We start from the raw sequence: 22,326 nt of genomic DNA, 5'->3' as shown, positions 1-22,326 counted from the left end.
TAAGTTTCGTTGAATCGAGTTGTCAAGCGGGATTCTGGTTTGTATAATTATTAGTAGTAGGTTAGAGAGGAGTTACGCGCAAATGATTAGATTTGAAATCTTAGTCTGCCTGATGGCAACGATGATGATCTCCGCAATCCTAACGCCGTTTGTGCGAAAACTTGCGTTTAAAATTGGTGCGGTAGATAAACCGAATGTGCGGCGGGTGAATAAGATTCCGATGCCGACCATGGGCGGGCTCGCCATTTTTATTGCTTATACAATTGGTACAACAATGTTGTACTTAATGCATCAGTTCCCAACACGCTTGTTTTATGCGCTATTGGGTGGTGAATTAATTATTTTAGCCACTGGGATTATTGATGATATTTATGAATTGAAACCACGTCAAAAGATGTTGGGAATTACGCTAGCTGCCTTAGAGGTGTACTTTATTGGCGGCATTCGAATGACAACTTTTACCTTTCCATTTATTGGCTTGGTTCATTTCCACTGGATGAGTTTGCCAATTACGCTACTCTGGATTTTGGCAATTACGAATGCCATCAATTTAATTGACGGCTTAGATGGCTTGGCCACCGGGGTTGCCATGATCGCACTCAGTACGATGGGGATTATTGGCCTGTTCTTCTTAAATGCGAACACATTTGTCTCGTTACTTATTTTCACTTTAGTTGCGGCGATGATGGGTTTCTTACCCTACAATTTCTTCCCGGCTCGCATCTACTTGGGGGATACAGGGTCGCTGTTTATCGGTTTTATGACGGCGGTCTTCTCACTATTTGGCTTAAAAAATGTCACGTTGATTTCAGTGGGGGTCCCAGTCATGATTCTCGGTGTGCCAATAACGGATACCATCTACGCGATGATCCGACGAATTTTAAATAAGAAACCAATCTCACAAGCTGATAAGCATCATTTGCATCATCGCTTGATGCAGTTGGGGTTAACGCATCGCCAAACAGTTATGGTTATTTACGGTATTGCACTGATTTTCTCATTTATTTCATTACTATATCCAATCTCTTCACTGGGTGGGTCGATCCTACTGACCATTGGGTTGCTATTTGGACTCGAACTCTTTGTGGAAGCAATTGGTTTAGCAGGCGACAATCGGCAACCACTGTTGAAATGGATCAAACGGACCGTCGCTAAATTTACGTCTAAAAGCAATCATTAAAACTAAAACGGCTGGCATAATGAACTCTCATTATGTCAGCCGTTTTAGTTTGGAGAGGTTTGGTTGAAATGGGTGGCCTTTACGAAAACAATACAAGGGTTTTACATAAACATCATTTTGAATTTACAAATGGCCAGTAATATTAAGACTGTTCCAATGGCAGTCAATGAATCGTCCAGGCTAAACAGCGATCATGCTCGCATCGCGATATAGCACTTCCTACCCAGACTTGTTATTTTAGGCTGGCGGCGTTGATTGTTCTAATTATGATAGCAAAATGGAAAAGGGGAGTTTCAATTATGAAAAAAACAGTGACATTAGGGGCGCTGGCTGTAACGATGACAATCTTATTAGCCGGTTGTGGCAGTAGTTCAGCAACTAGTACTAAGAATACTAGCAGCAGTAGTAGTGCCAAGACTTCTAAGACGACTAAAATCGTTGCGACCGGGTCTACTGCGTTACAACCATTAGTTGAACAAGCTGGCCAAGCTTTCCAAAATGAACATTCAAATGTCACGATTAACGTGCAAGGCGGTGGCTCTGGTGCTGGTTTAAGCCAAGTTGCCAAAGGCTCAGTTAATATTGGTAACTCTGACTTGTTTGCTGAAGAGCAAAAAGGCTTGGATGCGAAGGGCTTAGTTGATCACAAAGTTGCCGTTGTTGGGATGGCACCAGTTGTCAACAAGGATGCCGGCGTGACTAACGTTTCTAAAGATCAATTAGTCAAGATTTTCCAAGGCAAGATCACCAACTGGAAAGAAGTTGGCGGTAAAAATGAAAAAATTACGGTTGTTAACCGGGCTCAAGGTAGTGGGACTCGTGCAACCTTTGAAAAATGGGGCTTAGATAACGCCAAAGTCGCAACTAGCCAAGAACAAGATTCAAACGGGACGGTTCAAAAGATCGTTTCAACGACACCAGGGGCTATCAGTTATTTAGCCTTCTCATATGTCAAATCTGGTCTTGAACCATTATCAATTGATAATGTGAAACCAACCGAAGCTAATGTTGCCGACAACAAGTGGAAAATCTGGGCATATGAACACATGTATACTAAGGGTGCACCTACTGGTGAATTGAAGACCTTCTTGACTTACATGACTTCTAAGAGTGTTCAAGGAAGCTTAGTTAAGAAATTAGGTTACATTCCTTTGACTTCAATGAAAGTTGATCGTGGGTTATCTGGTAAGATTACCACGCTCAAATAATTAAAGCTGTCATCAACTAAGAGGCCTTGCTAACGTCATTATTGACGTCGGCAAGGCCTTTTTTTGAGTGTTTAGATGGCAACCTCGTTATATTGTTGGCCCTGATTAGCGAAGCTAGCTTGACCGCTTAACAGGTTATTGATTGCAGTTTGGGTGGCTGTAACCGCATCTGTATCAACGGCAATAATGACCTGGACTTTGACAGCATAGTTTGTGGTCAGGGTTGTTAACTGATGTTGCGTCAGAAAATAAGTTAAGGCATCAACATTGCGATAATCAATTGTGACCGCGAGCTTAGTTTGCAAGACTCGCTGTACTTTCCCGACTGCCTGAATGGCTTGGACTGGTGTACTGTTATAAGCACGAATTAGACCACCTGCTCCCAGCTTGATGCCACCAAAGTAACGGGTAACGACGGCTAACACGTCATGGACTTGATTCAGTTTGAGGGCTTCTAAAATCGGTACTCCGGCAGTTCCGGAAGGCTCGCCGTCATCACTCATGCGTTGAATATGGTCGTCGTCGCCGAGCATATAAGCAAAACAATGATGGGTTGCCTTGGCATCTTGTGTGCGGACAGCCGCAATTTTTGCTTGGGCATCAGCTTCATCAGTGATGCGATAGAGTCGGGCAATGAAGCGTGATTTCTTAATCGCTTGTTCAAAAACTGTATCAGTTGCCAATGTATAGTAGGGTTCAGTCAAAAAAATCAGCTCCTTTAAAAATTTTGTGATGAAATTTCGTAGTTTAGTGATAAAGGGGACGATAAAATGCAAGCAACTGAATTATATGGCCGTCAAATTGCCTTGACGGTTTCGGAAGCAACAGCATTGCCGCCGGAAGCACAACGCTTAACGGCACTTGTTGTCACTGCCAAACAGCTTACATGTCAACGTTGTGGTAGTAGCTTAGTGCGAAAACAGGCCCGATTACCGCGCCAGCAATTTTATTGTTACCAGTGTTTGAATTTAGGCCGAATCAGCACCTTAACTTCACTTTATCACATTCCAGAACCAAATGAGTTTCTAAAAAAATCACAATTGACTTGGAATGGAAAGTTAACGGTACAGCAAGCTGAATGTGCCGCGATGATTCAAAGTAAATTTGCGACCCACCAGCGCCATTTGTTGTGGGCCGTTACGGGTGCCGGTAAAACAGAAATGTTGTTTCCGGGATTGGATTGGGCGCTCACACAAGGGTGGCGTGTAGCGATTGCGTCGCCGAGAGTAGATGTCTGCTTGGAATTATATCCGCGTTTACAAGCGGCTTTTTCAAACCTGAAAATTGCCTTGTTACACGGCCATCAAACCGAGCCCTATCATTATCGGCAATTGACGATTTGTACGACTCATCAATTATTACGGTTTCGAGCTGCTTTTGATGTCTTGATCGTTGACGAGGTCGATGCTTTTCCATTTGCGGCCAATCCACGTTTAGGTTTTGCCGTGACTCAAGCCTTGAAACCGGTGGGTGCCTTGCTTTATTTGACCGCCACACCGAGTCACGATTTATTGCAGCAAGTTCGTCGTCATGAATTGGGTTTGAGTTATTTACCACTACGATTCCATCAACACTTATTGCCGACGATTAAGGTGACCATACAGCCACGTTGGTGGGCAAAAGTGCAGGCAGGACGGTTACCATTACGTCTGGGTCATTGGTTGTCAACTTATGCTGCGACGGGTCAGCGATTTCTAGTCTTTGTGCCGCGGGTCGCACAACTCACTGTTGTTCAAGCCGCAATTCAGCGTGCGTATCCACGCCTCCATGGTTTGACCGTTCATTCAACGGATCCTGAACGGTTGGCGAAAGTTCAAGCGATGCGTGATGAGCAGGTTCAATATTTAGTGACTACCACGATTTTAGAACGGGGTGTGACCTTTCCCGGTATTGATGTCATCGTCTTGGGTGCAGATGATCCGATATTCTCAACGGCAGCATTGGTCCAAATTGCTGGTCGAGTCGGCCGTTCACGTGAGCGGCCAACTGGGGCAGTGCGATTTATTTGTGCTAGCTATGCGCGACCAATTAAGCGCGCGATTCGACAAATTAAGCTTGTTAATCGGAAAGGACGGCGATTACGTGCCCGTATGCCTGTTGTGTCAACGACCGAGTGACGTCAAATTAACTTTACCATGGGTATTAAGCTGGCAGCCATTATTACAACCAGTCGTTTGTGCGGCTTGTTGGCAGACTTTTACGCCAATTATTGCCAGTCAAGCTTGTCCAGATTGTGGTCGGGCGCAACCGTCACGAAATCCATGCCATGATTGTCGCCGTTGGGGCCCACTAGCGTTTTATAATCAAGCCTTGTTTACTTATAACGATGCGATGCAAGCCTATTTTGAACAATATAAATTTAAGGGTGACTATCGGTTGCGGCGAGTCTTTTCACAAGCATTATTGACGCGGCTGGCGAGTCTTAAGTCAGCAATCGTCGTTGCTATTCCAGTGACTCCAGAAACGATGACCACGCGAGGGTTTAATCAGGTCACTGGTTGGCTTGCTGAGGGTGAAAATTCCGATTGGTTGCGAACGAAAGGGCAGACTAAGTTAATCCCACAGTCAAAGAAAACACGTCAAGACCGCTTATTGACAGCTCAGCCATTTGAACTGACGGCTACTGCGCCCAAACTGGCCAATCAAACCGTGGTGATCGTAGATGATGTGTACACGACTGGGCGCACGATGCGACATGCAGCCAGTCTAATTCTGGAAAACGGTGCCAAGTCAGTTGTAGGGCTAACTTTGGCTCGTTAAATCTTATGAAAAATAGCATTTAGATTGTTTATTATAGCGCTTTCTATTATAATGAATTTAAGCAAAGTAATGAAAGAGTGGTCCTTTTGTTACTTTGGGTACACAGTAATGTGTGTGAAGGGAGAGAAGATCTATGCTTAATTTTAATATTCGCGGTGAAAATATCGAAGTGACACAGGCAATTCGTGACTATGTTCAAAAACGGGTGGGTAAGCTACAAAAATTCTTTGACAATAACGTTGACTCAATTGCCCACGTAAATTTAAAGATTCACCCAGACAAGACTGCTAAGGTCGAAGTAACGATTCCACTTCCCTATTTAGTTCTCCGGGCAGAAGAAACTTCTCCTGATATGTATGCTAGTGTTGATTTGGTGACCGATAAACTCGAACGCCAAATCCGCAAGTATAAGACCAAGGTCAATCGGAAATCCCGTGAAAAGGGTTATAAAGCCATTGACTTTGCAGCGACTGATGAAACAGTTGCAGCTGCTGATAACGATCAGGACGATAAGTTAGATGTTGTACGTACGAAGCGGGTTTCATTGAAACCAATGGATAATGAAGAAGCAATCCTCCAAATGGATATGCTCGGTCATGATTTCTTCATTTATGAAGACGCGGAAACGGATGCCATTAATATCGTTTATCGGCGCAATGATGGTCGTTACGGTTTGATCGAAACCGGCGATGATCAATAAATCAAATTGCTAAATCGAGGACTGGTCGCTGTTGACCAGTTCTTTTTGTTTACGAAAAAACCTGATTAGTGGGTTTAATCGTTAAGATTATTAAAAAGACTTAGGATGGTTAGGCCCATTTCGTAAATAAAGCCCTCGATACCGGTTACATTGATTTGCCATAGTTCCCATTAACGCCAAAAAATGGTAAAATTACAGATGGTATTTTATTTTGAAAATAGACTATAAAGAATCGATACTTAAGAATTATTATTTGGAGAGGATACGTAAATGGCCAACATTTTAAAACGCTGGGTTGAAAGCGACAAGCGCGTCATTCGGCGTCTTGATAAAATTGCGAATAAGGTTGAAGCATACGCGGATGAATATGCCAAGCTAAGCGATGCCGACCTGCAAGCTAAAACACCAGAATTTCGTGAACGATACAAAGAGGGCGAGTCATTAGATGACTTGCTACCAGAAGCTTTTGCAACTGCTCGTGAAGGGGCGAAGCGGGTACTGGGTCTATATCCATTCCATGTCCAAATTTTAGGTGGAATCGTCTTACATGAAGGGGATATTGCCGAAATGAAGACTGGTGAAGGGAAGACCTTAACCGCCACCATGCCGGTTTATTTGAATGCAATCTCCGGTAAAGGGGTCCACGTTGTTACGGTCAACGAATACTTATCAGCGCGTGATGCGACTGAAATGGGTGAACTCTATCATTGGTTAGGCATGAGTGTCGGGATTAATGGTGCGGACAAAACCCCAGAAGAAAAACGAGCGGCGTACAATGCCGATATTACTTATTCAACCAATGGTGAAATTGGGTTTGATTATTTGCGGGACAACATGGTCGTTTATCGTGAAGACATGGTTCAGCGACCATTGAACTTTGCGATTATCGATGAAGTTGACTCGATTTTAATTGATGAAGCCCGGACACCATTGATTATTTCTGGTCAATCCGAAGGGACGACTGGGATGTACAAGCGGGCAGATCGCTTCGCTAAGACGCTGACGAAAGACGAAGATTACAAGATTGACTTGGAATCTAAGACAGTCGCGTTATTGGATGAAGGGATTCGGAAAGCTGAAAAGTATTTTGGCTTGTCAAACCTGTATGATACGGACAACACAGCTTTAAACCATTATTTGGATGAAGCTTTGCGTGCCAACTATATCATGCTAAAAGATAAAGATTATGTGATCCAAGACGGCCAAGCCATGATCGTTGATTCATTTACTGGTCGGATTATGGATGGTCGGCGGTTCTCTGATGGCTTACATCAAGCCATTGAAGCGAAGGAACACGTTGAGATTCAAGAAGAAACTAAGACCATGGCAAATATCACGTATCAAAACTTGTTCCGGATGTATAAGAAACTTTCTGGGATGACTGGGACGGCGAAAACGGAACAAGAAGAATTCCGTGAAATTTACAACATGGAAGTTATTACGATTCCAACTAACCGGCCAATGATTCGTGATGATCGGCCAGATTTGCTTTATCCAACGTTACGAAGCAAGTTTAATGCGGTTGTTAAAGAAATTTCAGAATTGCACAAAAAAGGCCAACCCATGTTAATTGGGACGGTCGCGGTTGAAACTTCTGAATACTTGTCACAACGACTTGATGAAGCTGGTATTCCCCACGTTGTTTTGAACGCGAAGAACCATGCGAAGGAAGCGGACATTGTCGCTAACGCTGGTCAACGGGGCGCTGTCACCATTGCTACCAACATGGCTGGTCGTGGGACCGATATCAAATTGGGACCGGGCGTCAAAGAGCTTGGCGGCTTAGCCGTTATTGGGACTGAACGGCATGAGTCACGCCGGATCGATAACCAATTGCGTGGCCGTTCTGGTCGGCAAGGTGATCCTGGTATGTCACAATTTTATCTGTCATTGGAAGATGACTTGATGCTTCGGTTCGGTTCCGAACGGATCAAGAACTTTTTGCAACGGATGAATGTGGAAGATGACGATGCGGTGATCCAATCACGGATGATTACGCGCCAAGTGGAATCTGCACAGAAGCGGGTCGAAGGGAATAACTACGACTCACGGAAAAACGTGTTGCAATATGATGATGTGATGCGGGCACAACGGGAAGTTATCTATGGTGAACGTCAACAAGTCATCATGGAAGACAAGTCCTTGAAGTCGGTCATCATGCCGATGATCAAACGGACTGTTGAACGGACCGTCCAATTGCATACCCAAGGCGATCAAAAGTCATGGGACTTAGCTGCCATTGTTGATTTTGCAACGGGGGCGATGGTTAAGGAAGACTCAATCAGCACGGCCGATTTACAAGGTAAGTCGCAAACTGAAATTGAAGATTACTTAATGCAACGTGTCGACGATGTATATGCGGACAAAGCCAAGCAACTTTATGATGAAGGTCAAATGTTGGAATTCGAAAAAGTCGTTGTTTTACGAGTTGTCGATGCCCACTGGACCGATCATATCGATGCGATGGATCAATTACGACAATCAATCGGGTTACGTGGCTACGGTCAGTTGAATCCATTGGTTGAATATCAACGTGATGGTTATCGGATGTTTGAAGAAATGGTTGCTGATATCGATTATGATACGACTCGGCTCTTCATGAAGTCTGAAATCCGTCAAAATATCCAACGTTAATTAAACAAGTACCGGTAAAAACGTAGTTGGGTTTGGTCCAACTACGTTTTTTGCCAAATAAACCACTTTTAAATAAGTTGAAAGAAGGGTTCTTTGTGGAATTAAGTGAAACGAAACATTTAATTGAAAACATGCAAAGTGCCGTTGACGACTTTAGGGGGTCGCTTTGACTTAGATGCTTTAAATGAAAGTATCCAAGAAAATGAAGCACGGATGGCCGAACCAGGTTTCTGGGATGACCAAGCGGCTGCCCAAAAGGTTATTGACGACAATAACAATTTGAAGGCTAAGTTTGATGCCTATCAGCAGTTAGCCGATGAAGTGGCTGATCTGACAGTGGCTTATGAACTATTGATGGAAGAACCAGATTCTGAAATGCAAGCGGAGTTTGAGGCCAATTTAACGAAGGCTGAGCATGATCTCCAGCAGTATCGGTTGAACTTACTATTGGATGGGCCCTATGATCGTAATAATGCGATTCTTGAAATCCACCCAGGTGCTGGTGGAACTGAATCACAAGACTGGGGTGCCATGCTTTTACGGATGTATACGCGCTGGGCGGCTAGCCACAACTTTAGCGTGGAGACTGTCGACTATCAAGCGGGTGATGAGGCTGGTTTGAAGAGTGTGACCTTGCTGATTAGTGGGCGTAACGCGTATGGTTATTTGCGTTCTGAAAAGGGTGTCCATCGTTTGGTCCGCATCTCACCATTTGATGCGGCTGGTCGGCGGCATACTTCGTTTGCCAGTGTGGACGTCATGCCAGAATTGGATGATAGTGTGGACGTTGAGATTCGACCGGATGATTTAAAGGTTGATGTTTACCGGGCAAGTGGCGCTGGTGGGCAACATGTCAATAAGACGTCATCTGCAGTTCGGATTACGCATTTGCCGACTGGTATCGTGGTTGCGAGTCAAGCACAACGGTCACAATTGCAAAACCGCCAAACGGCGTTGAATATGTTACGGGCTAAACTATATGAACGTGAAGAAGAGAAAAAGGCCAAAGAACGGGCAGCCATCCAAGGGGAACAGATGGATATTGGCTGGGGCTCGCAGATCCGTTCGTACGTTTTCCATCCCTATACCATGGTAAAAGATCATCGCACAAATTATGAATCTCATGATGGTCAGGGTGTGATGGATGGCGATTTAGATTCATTTATTGATGCTTATTTACAATGGAAATTAGCGCAACGTAATCCACAATAGCTAAAAGGTATACTAAGTTGACTTAGCAATCAGTGGGTCGGCTTAGTATCTTTTTGTTTATTAGCATTATAATGACGGAGTATCAACTCATTAATACCAGGATAAGACTCATGATGACTAGCATTGGTGTGACTTTCGAAAAATGCTATACTAGCCTCAGAGTTTAACGTTAGGAGCAACGCACATGCACGTCTTGAGAGTACTGGAATTATTTTTGTTGCAGCCATTGGTCTGGCTCGGCCTGATTCGTTGCTATTTAGCAGCGCGGCGGCGAGTTCGTTATGAGCGGCATCACTTTAGAAGTGCGATTGATGCGCACTATCTAGAAGTTCGTAATTTTTTTAAAGGTGGACTGCTATTAGGACTCATCGCAACTGTCATCAGTCTTGGCTTGGGGCTAGTCGTATCACCAGTCTGGGCTGTGATCTATGAAACGTTGGCGATTTTGAGCTTATTAATTGTGCCGACTGGCTTAGTGCCATGGACCGTCTTTGGCTTGAGCTGGTTAGCTTACTGGGCTTTGAATCCACGGCTAATGGCGCAATTCAATACCCGTCTGCAGGCGCATGGTGTGACGCCCCTTGGCCTTAATAGTGGCGTCATTATTAGTGGGCTACTGATTTTTGCACTGGGGTTAGCGGCGACAGCAATTTTACTGAAACGCCATGAGACGCAATTGAATTCACCTGAAATCCGACCAGATCAACGTGGCAAACGGATTGTGCGCTATCGCTGGCAGCAATTGTTAGTGTTGCCAGTCGGTGTACTGATTCCTGGGGATTGGTTACATGCAACACTATCATGGTGGCCAGTATTTCAAGTTGGCACGCAACATTTTAGTGTGTTATTACTGCCGTTATTATTAGGTGTTAGTGCCCAAGTTTACAAGCAGCGGCCACAATTGGCTTGGCGACGGTTAGCTAAGGGGTATTGGCTGGTTGCAGCATTAAGTGTTATTTTGGCAGTCGTGGCACGGTTGACGACTTTAAGTCCACAATGGCTAGTCGGGCTGTTGGGCGGGGTCGTTGTCCTAGTTTGGGTCATTTTGGCACAACATCGATATCACGATCAGCATCAACAATTTTGGTTTTCGGATACTGATCAAGGCGTCCGGGTCATTGGATTACGGCCCAATACGCCAGCTGATAAATTAAATCTCAGCATCGGCGACGTCATTTTGGAATGTAATCGGCAACCAGTCCACTCCGAAGCACAGTTTTATGCTGCGTTATTGACGAGTCCAACCTATGTTCATTTAAAAGTTCGGAATGTCCAACAACAATTGATTATTACTGAAACAGCGATTTATAATGGGGCACCACATGAGTTAGGAATTGTGTTATTCACTGATCAGGAGGATTAACGACCATGGATAAGATTTTAGTCGTTGACGATGAACCTGCAATCGTCACATTATTATCATATAATTTGAAACAAGCTGGGTACGAAGTCGTGAGTGCGACGGATGGGGAAGCCGCACTCGAACTAGGACTAGAAGAATCATTTACTTGTATCTTATTGGATCTAATGTTGCCTAAGTTAGATGGGATGGAAGTCACGAAGCGGTTGCGCCAAGAAAAAGTGCGGACACCGATTATTATCGTGACGGCTAAGAACGACGAATTTGATAAAGTTTTCGGCTTGGAATTAGGCGCCGATGACTATATTACGAAACCATTCTCTCCACGAGAGGTTTTGGCGCGGATCAAAGCCGTGATTCGGCGGATGACACCTGTTGATGAACCGGAAACGGCACCGGTTGTGACGCCTAATCGGGCAATTACGGTTATTGGTGACTTACGAATCGATCAAAATAAATATCGGGTCACTCGGAACGGTGAAAATATTAGTTTGACGCCCAAAGAGTTTGAACTACTGGTTTATTTCATTGAACGTGAGGGCCGGGTACTCAGCCGTGATGCCATTTTGAACCATGTCTGGGGTTACGATTATGCGAGTGAGACGCGAATCGTTGATATTCACATTTCCCATTTGCGCGAAAAAATCGAACTGGATCCTAAAAAGCCACGGTTGATTCGAACTGTCCGCGGCTTTGGTTACGAGTTCGTAGGTGAAGACCATGCATGACCAGTGGCAGCAGACGCTACGTTTGCTCACGTTGGAAAATATTTTGATGCTGCTCCTCGGCCTAGTCGTTGTGCAGCATTTTTCTGTGATTCATTGGTCGCTGGCGTTAGTAATCAGTTTGGCGGTAGCAGTTCTCTTTTTGGCCATCATTGAAGCTGGAATCATCTGGTTTCGGCAACGCGAGCGCCAAAAAACGATTGACCGGATGGAAGCTAAGCTACGCCAGATGAGTAGTCAGCAGTTTCCGCCGCATATTTTGTTACCGGAAAATGACCCCTTGTACAGCTTGTCGCAAGCGGTTAATCAGCTGGAAAGTTATCAACGTAATCAGACTCGCCGTGCCGAGCTACAAGAAAAAGAACTGATGATGATCATGCGGTATTTGCCGGTTGGCGTGATGGTGATTGATCACCATCGGCAAGTCCAATTATCAAATCCAGCGATGAGTGAGTTATTGCAACAATCAATCAACGCGGTCGCTCATTTGTATACGAAAGATATTCAACTGTATGCGTTAACCAAAGTCATTGAAGATACGATTGCGACACAAAGTAATCAGCGGGCGACGGTGACGTTAACGCCGGCCCCCAATACACAAGTGGTCGAAGCGTCAACCGTGTACATTCAGAATAGCCGTTCTCACTATCAGATCGTGTTGATGTTATATGATATTACGGAAGTTTATATGATTGAACAGATGCAAGATGATTTTGTCAGCAATGCCAGTCACGAGTTAAAGACGCCGATTACGGCGATTGCTGGCTTCACTGAAACGCTGTTGAGTGGTGCCAAGGATGATCCTGAAACCTTAGATCAATTCTTGAAGATTATTGCCGATGAGAGTCAGCGCTTAATTGATTTGATTCAAGATGTTTTGTCACTCTCACGGATTCGTGCTCAGAATACGACGAGCCTGTCGATGCAGCGGATTAAATTAAAATCGTTAATTGATCAAGAATTATCGTTGTTGCAACAAGCCATTCAGCGTAAACAACTGACTGTGACGGATGAGGTTGATCCAGCGGTCGTCGTGACGGCAGACGTTCAAAAGTTAAGTCAGATTGTTAAAAATTTACTGTCGAATGCGATTAAATATAATCGACAATCCGGAACGGTCGCAGTGATTGCGACTGCGGATGAAACGCACTGGTACTTAACGGTCAAGGATACTGGTATCGGAATCAGTGCGGACGATCAGCAGCGAATTTTCGAACGCTTTTATCGGGCCAGCCCATCCCGTTCACAACAAGTTGTTGGCGGCACGGGCTTAGGACTAGCTATCGTGAAGGAACTTGTTAATGCGATGCACGGTCAAATTGGGGTCACGAGTCAACGAGGTGTAGGGACGACCATGACGGTCACGTTACCTTTGAAAGCAAGTCATTAGAAGAGACGATTTAGGCAATTAAACCTAGATCGTCTCTTTTTAATTTGGTTGATTTTAGTTGTTGCCGAGACCATTACTATAGCAAGCGATGATTAAGTTGTATTTTTGGATGGAAATTTAGTTCACCCCTTATTTCAACTCTTCTAAGAAAGTACCGCTAGTTCTAAATGTTAAAACGTTGGTTAATTGAGTTAAGCTTTAGCCAGTTTTATCGCGCGTTTAGTTTACCAAAGCATCCCAGTAGCGTATAGTCACGGGGAACGCTGTTAAGTCGTTAGTCACTGATGTTTACACAATCTTTACAAAACGCCTATCAAGACTTTACACAAACTTTGTATTATTAATATTGAGCAATGGGTAGGAGGTATTTTGTTATGAAGAAAAGTCGGGTCATCCAATTACTAGGATTGGTCTTAATTGGTGTCTTGGTCGGACTGGGATACAGTCAGCGAGCAACGACCGATGCCAGTGAGTCAATCACCGCAGTTGGTTCCACCGCTTTACAACCTTTAGTTGAAGCTGCGGGTGAACAATACAGCTCTGAACATACCGGTATTTTTATTAATGTCCAAGGTGGCGGGTCCGGGACTGGGCTGAGTCAAATTCAGTCGGGCGCAGTAGCCATTGGTAATTCTGATGTTTTTGCGGAAGAACAACCTGGAATCGATGCGAGCAAGTTAAAAGATCACCAAGTTGCCGTCGTTGGGATTGCACCCATCATTAATAAGAAAACTGGCGTTACTAATTTAACCAGTGAACAATTACGGGCCATCTTTACCGGAAAAATCACTAATTGGCAAGCTGTTGGTGGCAAAAATCTGCCAATTGTTTTGATCAATCGGGCTCAAGGCTCAGGAACCCGTAAGACGTTTGAAAGTTACGCTTTAAATGGGCAAAAGAGTGCTGATTCACAAGAACAAGACTCTTCGGGACTGGCACGGTCAATCGTGGCCAGCACGCCCGGGGCAATCAGCTATGTGGCCTTTTCATATCTGGATACTTCAGTGACTGCGTTGCAGGTTAACGGGGTTAAACCAACGAAGACTAATGTTGAAATCAATCGTTGGCATATCTGGTCATATGAACATTTATATACCAGTCAACAGCCAGATCAATTAACAAAAAAATTTATTAACTACATTTTATCAACCGCTGTTCAGAAAAAATTAGTGAAACAGTTAGGCTACATTTCGGTCCATGATATGCATGTACAGCGGAGTGCGACCGGTAAGATTACAACAGTGAAATGAGGGGGACCGCATGGATAAAATTCGAGCAAGCTTATTAAAAAAATCAATTGCCAGTAAAATTGAGCGTCGTGGGAAGATTATTAGTCTGACCTGTTTAGCATTAATTATTCTGGTCGTATTCTTAATCTTTTATTTTGTGGCGTCACGTGGACTAGCCACATTCTTTCAAAATCATATTAATTTCTGGCAGTTTCTAAGCGGCACGCAATGGAATCCAGGAACGAATGGCACAAATGGTCAGCCAGCTGTTGGGGCATTACCAATGATTGTCGGATCATTCTTGATTACGATTTTCTCGGCACTGGTTGCAACCCCATTTGCAATTGGGACTGCGGTCTTTATGACCGAAATTTCACCACGCCGCGGGGCACAAATTCTGCGCCCGGTTACTGAACTTTTAGTGGGGATTCCATCAGTTGTCTATGGGTTTATCGGGTTACAAGTGGTCGTGCCATTTGTGCGAAACACATTTGGTGGTAGTGGTTACGGCATCCTGTCAGGGACATTTGTGTTGTTTGTCATGATCTTACCAACTGTAACGTCAATGAGTGCGGATGCACTTAATGCGGTTCCACGTTACTATCGTGAAGCTTCATTAGCGCTTGGCGCAACGCGTTGGCAAACGATTTATAAGGTTGTTTTACGGGCAGCAATTCCCGGCATGTTAACGGCCATTGTTTTCGGAATGGCCCGCGCTTTTGGGGAAGCTTTGGCGGTTCAAATGGTTATCGGGAATGCGACCTTGTTACCACACAGCCTAGTCTCGCCGGCCTCAACTTTGACGAGTATTTTAACGATGGGTATCGGAAATACGGTCATGGGATCATTACAAAATAATGCCCTTTGGTCGTTAGCAATGATCTTGTTATTAATGTCATTAGTTTTCAACATGGTGATTCGCTATATTGGACGAAAGGGGAAATTAAACAATGAACGCTAAACGAGTTGATAAGATTGCAACTGGTGTTTTATATGCCATTGCTGCGTTTGTCGTCATCATTTTGGTGGCGTTACTTGGTTATATCCTCGTCCAAGGGGTTCCTGAAATTTCTTGGCATTTCTTAACGTCACCAGCCCTGTCATTTGAAGCGGGTGGTGGGATTGGCATCCAATTGTTCAATTCTTTCTACTTACTTTTCTTAGCGTTGTTGATTTCATTGCCGATTTCATTAGGTGCTGGGATTTATCTTAATGAATATGCACCTCAAAATACGATCACTGGCCTGATTCGGACAACTATTGAAATCTTGAGTTCATTGCCTTCTGTTGTTGTTGGGTTATTTGGTTATTTGTTCTTTGTCGTTCAGTTCAAATTAGGATTCTCGATTTTGTCCGGCGCATTTGCATTAACGGTCTTTAACTTGCCAATCTTGACGCGAAGCATTGAAGAAGCCTTGGCCAATATTTCTAATGATCAACGTGAAGCGGGCTATGCCCTCGGGTTATCACGCTGGGAAACGGTGACCAAGATCGTCGTGCCAGCCGCCTTACCAAGTATTATTACGGGGGTCGTTTTGAGTGCGGGCCGAATTTTTGGGGAAGCTGCTGCATTGATTTACACGGCCGGCCAATCTGCGCCAGCCTTGAATTTCCATGATTGGAATCCATTCAATATTAGTAGCCCACTCAGCCCAATGCGACCGGCAGAAACGCTGGCGGTTCATATTTGGAAAATTAACTCTGAAGGAATTATGCCAGACGCAAAAGCCGTTTCGGCTGGTGCCTCTGCTGTCTTGATCATTGCCGTCTTACTATTCAACTTCTTAGCACGTTGGCTAGGCAAACGCTTGTACAAACATTTAACCGCTGAATAAAGGAGGCCCTTTTTATGGCAGATAATACGAATTTAACAACGTCTCAACGGAACATCTTGAAATTTGATCCGAAAGACCATGAAATTGCGCTTTCGACCGAGGACTTGCATGTTTTTTATGGCAAAACTGAGGGGATTTCAGAAGGTGACTTGCAGTTTGAACGGTATAAGATTAGTGCCTTGATTGGTCCCTCTGGTTCCGGGAAGTCGACGTACTTACGATCACTCAACCGGATGAATGACCGCATTGCGACTGTTAAAGGTAAAATTATGTATCGTGGCTTGGATATCAATAGTAATGATATTGATGTTTATGAAATGCGGCGGCACATCGGGATGGTTTTCCAACGACCCAATCCATTTGCCAAATCAATCTATGAAAACATTGCGTTTGCATTGCGGCAACGTGGAATGAATAAGAAACAGGATTTGGATGAAATCGTTGAGCGCTCACTGCGTCAAGCGGCCATGTGGGATCAAGTTAAAGATGATTTGAATAAGAGTGCTCTAGCGCTTTCTGGTGGACAACAACAACGGTTGTGTATCGCACGGGCAATTGCCATTAAGCCTGATATTTTGCTGTTGGATGAACCCGCTAGTGCGCTGGATCCAGTTTCCACTAGCCAAATTGAAGATACTTTACTTGAATTAAAGCAAAACTACACAATTATTATTGTGACGCATAATATGCAACAAGCATCACGAATCAGTGACTACACGGCGTTCTTTAACTTAGGCAAAGTCTTAGAATACGCTGAAACTGGGGATATCTTTACGAATCCGAAGGTCGATCTGACTAACGATTATATTTCCGGAAACTTTGGTTAAAAGGAGGGCCGCCGATGAGTACGATTTTAACAACTGAAAACTTATCCCTATATTATGGTAAGAAACAAGCCCTAAAAGGGGTAAACATGAGCTTTGATGAGAAGGGAATTACGGCGCTGATTGGCCCCTCTGGCTGTGGTAAATCAACTTTTCTACGCTGCTTAAACCGGATGAACGATTTGATTCCTAACGTCACAATTACTGGGGAAGTCAATTTTAATCAGCATAATATTTATGCCCCAACGATGGATACGGTAAAGTTACGTAAAGAAATCGGGATGGTTTTCCAACAACCGAATCCCTTTCCATTCTCTATTTATGAAAATGTTGTGTATGGGTTACGGTTAGCCGGCGTCCGTGATAAAGAGACCTTGGATGCAGCCGTTGAAAAGAGTTTAAAGCAGGCCGCTATCTGGGACGAAGTGAAGGATCGTTTACATGTGAATGCCTTGTCGCTTTCCGGTGGGCAACAACAACGGGTCTGTATTGCACGGGTATTAGCAGTAGAACCGGATATCATCTTATTGGATGAAGCAACCAGTGCCTTAGACCCTATTTCTAGTCATACGATCGAAATGACCCTCTTGAATTTACGGCATGATTACACTATCATAACTGTTACGCATAATATGCAGCAGGCTTCGCGGATTTCTGACCGGACGGCGTTCTTCTTGAATGGCGAATTAATTGAAGTGAATGACACCAAACAGATTTTCATGAATCCAGTAAAACAAGAAACCAATGACTATATTTCAGGACGATTTGGTTAGGAGGATAAAACATGCGACGACTATTCGACGATGAGTTAAATGATATCGATGCTAATTTTACTGAAATGGGAATGATGGTCAGCGAGACGATTGAAAAAGCAGTCAAGGCTTTTATTGATCATGATCGGGATTTGGCCCAAGAAATCATCGACAACGATGCTAAAATTAATGAACGAGAAGTTGAGTTGGAACAAAAGTCATTTGAGATGATTGCGTTATACCAACCAGTGACTTCAGATTTACGGGAAATTGTCACAATTTTGAAGGCAGTTTCTGAACTAGAACGGATGGCGGACTATGCACGCAATATTGCGCATGCCACGATTCGGGTGAAAGGTCATGTCCGGGTTCCTGAAATTGAGGCCCAACTGTCTGAGATGGGAAACCGGGTTCGAAAGATGGTTGAAGAGATGCTGGCGGCTTACGTCAAGAGCGATGACGTGGCAGCGAGAGAAGTGGCCGCTAAAGACGCCAAAGTCGGTGAAATGTTTGATAAAATCAATGAAAAAGGCATTTCTAAGATGGAACGTCATCCAGAAACGGTCATTGGGTCAACTGACTACTTGAATGTGGCTAGTTACTTGATGCGGATTGGGGCACTTGTGACCAATGTTGGTGAATGGATCGTTTATTTGAATACCGGTAAAATTATTGAATTAAACCCTGAAAGTTCAAACTTGGTCTAAACAAACCTAAATAATCTTTAAAGCTGGTTCGTGAAGTTTGCAACCAGCTTTTATAATTAGTAAGATATAATTAGACTAAACTTATTGAGGTGTCTAATTATGAAAACTAAAACTAATCGTAAACTAACTAAATCTAATAATCGAGTCATTACCGGTGTTCTTGGTGGTATTGCGGAATATTTACAATGGAATGCGACTATCTTGCGAGTGTTGTTTGTTTTGTTGACCATCGCTTCGCATGGCTTCGGCATCTTATTGTACCTGGTCTTAATGACGATTATTCCAAGCAAGCCGGAAAATGCGGGCCTCTTTGAACAAATGCGCCAAGCTGGTCAGCGTGAAACACCGCGCGCTCAACATTCTGAAGGACGGAAAGAGATTCATAATGTCCATGAGGAAGACGAACCGCGCCACCAAGATTAATGGAGTGATAGCGAGTGGGTTTTTGGAAACGAATCTTGATTAATACTGTTTTATTTATTGCCATTGCTGGTTTCTTTCAAAGCGGCTTTCATGTTGCCAACATATGGGTCGCTTTGATTGCTAGTTTTGTGTTGGCAATTTTAAATGCGGCCGTGAAGCCCTTCTTGATTTTACTAACGTTACCGATCACGTTAATTACGATTGGGTTGTTTAGTATCGTCATTAATGGGGTCATGCTACAACTAACGTCATACTTTGTCGGTAAGGCAAATTTTGGCTTCTCTAGTTTTGGGATGGCCGTATTAGTCTCAATCTTAATGTCATTGGCCAACGTGATTGTTTCTAATTTTTTCGCCAAGTCGGCGGAGTAACTAGTGAATAAAGCGCTTTAAAGTGCTAATATTAACAGATAGGAATGATCCGTTTTCGGTCCAAAAAGTGTGGAAGGCTTGAAAAATGATTGCACATAGTAATCGTGGACAATGCCGGCCGCACTTTTTTTAATAACTGATTGATTTGGGAGGGATTAGCTTGGCAGAGAGTGTAACAGTCGCCGATTTGGTAAAAAATACCCGTTTGGATGTTTACCACGGCGCCAAGTTGTTAGCAGATAAAGAGATAACGATTAGTGATATTTCACGACCAGGGTTGGCTTTGACAGGGTATTTTAATTATTACCCACGTGAACGAGTCCAACTTTTAGGTAAAACTGAAACGGCATATTCAAAAAATATGAGTCATGATGAACGCTTAATGATTTTTCGTAAAATGTGTCAAATGACCACACCGGCGTTTGTCATTTCAACCGGTCTTCCAGTTCCTGAGGAGTTGGTCCAAGCCGGTGAAGAAAATAGTGTACCGATTTTAGGAACCAAGATGACGTCGTCACGGATTTTGAGTAATATGACGAATTACCTAGAAGGTAAACTTGCGGAACGGCAATCTGTCCATGGCGTCTTAGTGGATATTTATGGCCTGGGGGTCTTAATTACTGGGGATTCCGGTGTTGGTAAAAGTGAAACGGCGTTGGAACTTGTTAAACGTGGACATCGGTTGATTGCCGATGATCGGGTTGATGTTTATCAACAAGATGAACAGACTTTAGTCGGTGAAGCACCTAAAATTTTGAACCATCTCCTTGAAATTCGTGGGATTGGGATCATCGACGTGATGAATTTGTTTGGTGCTGGGGCGGTTCGTCAAGATACAGACATCGATCTCATCGTTCACTTAGAGAGTTGGACGCCAGATAAGCAATTTGATAGACTAGGCAATGGAGAACAGTCACGGAAATTCTTTGATGTAGAAGTGCCCGAAATTTCGATTCCAGTTAAGACTGGGCGAAACTTAGCAATTATTATTGAGGCCGCCGCGATGAACTTCCGGGCGGAAAGCATGGGTTATGATGCTACGAAAGTCTTCGATGATAATTTGAACTCCTTGATCAAAGAAAATTCTGCGCATGATTCTCACAAGCATTAAGGAGATGGCAACCGCGTGAAAACTGTCTTGGGGGCGTTAAACCCAATCGCCTTAAGATTAGGGCCGATTGAGGTACATTGGTATGGGGTAATTATTGCCACCGCCGTAGTCATTGCAGTTGGTTTGGCAGTGCGTGAAGGAAGCAAACGTGGGATTCGACCGGATGATATTTACGATATGATCTTGTGGGCGTTACCATTCACGTTAATTGCTGCAAGGACGTATTATGTGGCCTTTCAATGGTCATATTACAGCCAAAATCCTGGTGAAATCATTCGTATCTGGGATGGTGGGATTGCCATTTATGGTGGCTTAATTGGAGCGGCCATTGTGGTGATTCTATTTTGTCAACATCGGTTTATTCCGGTTTGGTTGATGCTCGATGTTGCAGCACCAACCGTTATTATGGGCCAAGGAATTGGCCGCTGGGGCAATTTTATGAATCAAGAAGCATTTGGTCGTGTGACCAGCTTAGGGTTCTTACAAAGCCTCCATTTGCCACAATGGTTGATCTCACAAATGAACATCAACGGGGCCTATCGTCAGCCAACCTTTTTATATGAGTCGGTGTGGGATTTGCTTGGGTTTGTGGTCTTAATGACGACTCGACATAAAACGGGACTTTACAAGCAAGGCGAAGTTTTCTTAGCTTACGTTGCTTGGTATTCGTTTGGTCGTTTCTTCACGGAAGGGATGCGGACTGATTCACTGATGTTATTTAATGTCATTCGAATTTCACAAGCGTTATCTGTGGTATTATTTGTTGGGAGCATCGGGCTGATTATTTGGCGCCGACGTCACCTGACACAGAATCGTTGGTATTTAGATGGTTCTGGTCAAAAAGTAGTAACCGAAAATAAGTAGATTAGAGGTTTATTTGGATGACAGAAAAAATTGCCGTTTTAGGTGCTGGCTCATGGGGCAGTATCTTGGCGAATTTATTGGACGAAAATGGTAATGACGTCCGCCTGTGGTCGAATTCAGCGGCGCAAGCGGCTGAATTAAATGATCACCACACAAATGAACGTTATGTCCACGATTTTCATTATTCCGAATCACTAACGGCCTATACAGATTTAGCAACTGCATTGGATGGGGTCGCAGCAATTTTGTTTGTGGTTCCAACAAAAGCAATTCGTTCTGTGGCACAACAAGTAACGGCTGTTTTAGAAAAGAGCCAACAACGGCCCATTATCATTCATGCCAGTAAAGGACTCGAACTCGAAACCCATAAGCGGTTGTCACAAGTTTTGGCGGAAGAGATTCCTACTGAACGGCGACAAGCTATTGTGGTGTTATCTGGTCCGAGTCACGCCGAAGAAGTTGCCAAAAAGGATATTACCTTAATTACGGCAGCCAGTGCGGATGACCAAGCTGCGAAATTTGTGCAAAAGCTGTTCATGAATGATTATTTCCGGATCTACACTAATCATGATGTGATTGGGGTAGAGCTTGGTGCAGCACTAAAAAACATCATTGCATTAGGGGCTGGTGCTTTGCACGGTCTCGGCTATGGTGATGATGCCAAAGCGGCTTTGATGACCCGGGGGCTTGCGGAAATCAGTCGTTTAGGGGTGGCGTTAGGTGCTGAACCGTTGACATTTATTGGGCTATCCGGAGTCGGTGATTTGATTGTGACTGCCACGAGTGTGCATTCACGCAACTGGCGGGCCGGTAATGAGCTTGGCGCAGGTCAAGATCTTAAGACCGTCGTTGCAACAATGGGCATGGTAATTGAAGGGATTCCTTCGACCAAGGCGGCCTATGAATTGGCACAACAACAAAATATTGAAATGCCAATTACCGAAGCCATTTATGATGTATTATATAATGGTGCCGACATTAAACAGGTGATCCCACAACTTATGCGTCGTGAGGGTAAACCTGAAATTCAATAGGTTATAA

At 43.9% G+C, this 22,326-nt stretch carries 22 protein-coding genes; 21 read left to right on the top strand and 1 reads right to left on the bottom strand.

Going from position 1 to position 22,326, the window contains the following annotated elements; translation table 11 throughout:
- Positions 1-82 precede the first annotated feature (82 nt).
- Positions 83-1,180, top strand: coding sequence for a glycosyltransferase family 4 protein (locus tag FFM70_RS05335; RefSeq protein ID WP_137615815.1), 1,098 nt, complete (start codon positions 83-85; stop codon positions 1,178-1,180).
- 299 nt (positions 1,181-1,479) lie between these two features.
- A complete protein-coding gene (locus tag FFM70_RS05330) occupies positions 1,480-2,388 on the top strand; it encodes a phosphate ABC transporter substrate-binding protein (protein WP_137615814.1) in 909 nt (302 codons plus the stop codon).
- A gap of 71 nt (positions 2,389-2,459) precedes the next feature.
- Here FFM70_RS05330 and FFM70_RS05325 read toward each other — a convergent pair whose 3' ends face one another.
- On the bottom strand, positions 2,460-3,092 hold the full coding sequence (locus tag FFM70_RS05325; protein ID WP_137615813.1) for a YigZ family protein: 633 nt from the start codon (positions 3,090-3,092) through the stop codon (positions 2,460-2,462).
- Between the two features lie 66 nt (positions 3,093-3,158).
- Between FFM70_RS05325 and FFM70_RS05320 the strand changes: the two genes are divergently transcribed.
- From FFM70_RS05320 to FFM70_RS05230, 19 genes are all read left to right on the top strand, one after another.
- Positions 3,159-4,505 (top strand): ATP-dependent helicase ComFA, encoded by a 1,347-nt coding sequence (locus FFM70_RS05320; RefSeq protein WP_137615812.1) that lies wholly within the window; start codon positions 3,159-3,161, stop codon positions 4,503-4,505.
- A complete protein-coding gene (locus tag FFM70_RS05315) occupies positions 4,471-5,148 on the top strand; it encodes a ComF family protein (protein WP_223877442.1) in 678 nt (225 codons plus the stop codon). The genes FFM70_RS05320 and FFM70_RS05315 overlap by 35 nt, the downstream gene beginning before the upstream one ends.
- 133 nt (positions 5,149-5,281) lie before the next feature.
- Positions 5,282-5,848 carry a ribosome hibernation-promoting factor, HPF/YfiA family gene (hpf, locus tag FFM70_RS05310; protein WP_137615811.1) on the top strand — a complete coding sequence of 189 codons (567 nt, stop codon included), beginning with the start codon at positions 5,282-5,284 and terminating at the stop codon, positions 5,846-5,848.
- A gap of 270 nt (positions 5,849-6,118) precedes the next feature.
- Positions 6,119-8,482 (top strand): preprotein translocase subunit SecA, encoded by a 2,364-nt coding sequence (secA, locus tag FFM70_RS05305; RefSeq protein WP_137615810.1) that lies wholly within the window; start codon positions 6,119-6,121, stop codon positions 8,480-8,482.
- A gap of 95 nt (positions 8,483-8,577) precedes the next feature.
- Positions 8,578-9,694 (top strand): peptide chain release factor 2 gene (gene prfB / locus FFM70_RS05300; protein ID WP_137615809.1). Its coding sequence is split into 2 segments (ribosomal slippage): positions 8,578-8,649 and positions 8,651-9,694, totalling 1,116 coding nucleotides; the frame shifts between segments, so codons are not numbered across the junction.
- Positions 9,695-9,878: 184 nt separating this feature from the next.
- Positions 9,879-11,057: a PDZ domain-containing protein gene (locus FFM70_RS05295; RefSeq protein WP_137615808.1), complete on the top strand. Its 1,179-nt coding sequence runs from the start codon at positions 9,879-9,881 to the stop codon at positions 11,055-11,057.
- Between the two features lie 5 nt (positions 11,058-11,062).
- Positions 11,063-11,782, top strand: a complete 720-nt coding sequence (locus tag FFM70_RS05290; protein WP_137615807.1) for a response regulator transcription factor — start codon at positions 11,063-11,065, stop codon at positions 11,780-11,782.
- Complete coding sequence (gene pnpS, locus FFM70_RS05285; protein ID WP_137615917.1) at positions 11,775-13,169, top strand: two-component system histidine kinase PnpS; 1,395 nt, start codon at positions 11,775-11,777, stop codon at positions 13,167-13,169. Before FFM70_RS05290 ends, pnpS begins: the two co-directional genes overlap by 8 nt.
- A gap of 374 nt (positions 13,170-13,543) precedes the next feature.
- A complete protein-coding gene (locus FFM70_RS05280) occupies positions 13,544-14,419 on the top strand; it encodes a phosphate ABC transporter substrate-binding protein PstS family protein (protein WP_137615806.1) in 876 nt (291 codons plus the stop codon).
- A gap of 10 nt (positions 14,420-14,429) precedes the next feature.
- Positions 14,430-15,359: a phosphate ABC transporter permease subunit PstC gene (gene pstC, locus FFM70_RS05275; protein ID WP_137615805.1), complete on the top strand. Its 930-nt coding sequence runs from the start codon at positions 14,430-14,432 to the stop codon at positions 15,357-15,359.
- The gene (gene pstA, locus FFM70_RS05270) at positions 15,349-16,233 is read left to right on the top strand and encodes a phosphate ABC transporter permease PstA (protein ID WP_137615804.1); all 885 of its coding nucleotides are present in this window, start codon (positions 15,349-15,351) and stop codon (positions 16,231-16,233) included. The genes pstC and pstA overlap by 11 nt, the downstream gene beginning before the upstream one ends.
- Before the next feature lie 14 nt (positions 16,234-16,247).
- A complete protein-coding gene (gene pstB, locus FFM70_RS05265; RefSeq protein WP_137615803.1) occupies positions 16,248-17,060 on the top strand; it encodes a phosphate ABC transporter ATP-binding protein PstB in 813 nt (270 codons plus the stop codon).
- A 14-nt stretch (positions 17,061-17,074) separates the two neighbouring features.
- Entirely contained in the window at positions 17,075-17,830 is a 756-nt protein-coding gene (gene pstB, locus FFM70_RS05260) for a phosphate ABC transporter ATP-binding protein PstB (RefSeq protein ID WP_137615802.1), read from the top strand.
- Positions 17,831-17,841: 11 nt separating this feature from the next.
- Positions 17,842-18,516, top strand: coding sequence for a phosphate signaling complex protein PhoU (gene phoU, locus FFM70_RS05255; RefSeq protein WP_137615801.1), 675 nt, complete (start codon positions 17,842-17,844; stop codon positions 18,514-18,516).
- A 99-nt stretch (positions 18,517-18,615) separates the two neighbouring features.
- Positions 18,616-18,939, top strand: coding sequence for a PspC domain-containing protein (locus FFM70_RS05250; RefSeq protein WP_137615800.1), 324 nt, complete (start codon positions 18,616-18,618; stop codon positions 18,937-18,939).
- A 14-nt stretch (positions 18,940-18,953) separates the two neighbouring features.
- Positions 18,954-19,310: a phage holin family protein gene (locus FFM70_RS05245; protein ID WP_137615799.1), complete on the top strand. Its 357-nt coding sequence runs from the start codon at positions 18,954-18,956 to the stop codon at positions 19,308-19,310.
- 160 nt (positions 19,311-19,470) lie between these two features.
- Complete coding sequence (hprK, locus tag FFM70_RS05240) at positions 19,471-20,421, top strand: HPr(Ser) kinase/phosphatase (RefSeq protein WP_137615798.1); 951 nt, start codon at positions 19,471-19,473, stop codon at positions 20,419-20,421.
- 15 nt (positions 20,422-20,436) lie between these two features.
- Positions 20,437-21,285 carry a prolipoprotein diacylglyceryl transferase gene (lgt, locus tag FFM70_RS05235; RefSeq protein ID WP_137615797.1) on the top strand — a complete coding sequence of 283 codons (849 nt, stop codon included), beginning with the start codon at positions 20,437-20,439 and terminating at the stop codon, positions 21,283-21,285.
- A 17-nt stretch (positions 21,286-21,302) separates the two neighbouring features.
- Positions 21,303-22,319, top strand: coding sequence for an NAD(P)H-dependent glycerol-3-phosphate dehydrogenase (locus tag FFM70_RS05230; RefSeq protein ID WP_137615796.1), 1,017 nt, complete (start codon positions 21,303-21,305; stop codon positions 22,317-22,319).
- Positions 22,320-22,326 lie beyond the last annotated feature (7 nt).

Source organism: Lactiplantibacillus nangangensis (assembly GCF_005405065.1).
Lineage (GTDB): Bacteria > Bacillota > Bacilli > Lactobacillales > Lactobacillaceae > Lactiplantibacillus > Lactiplantibacillus nangangensis.
Note: the sequence above shows the minus strand (reverse complement) of the source record. Positions and strands in the feature narration are given on the sequence as shown.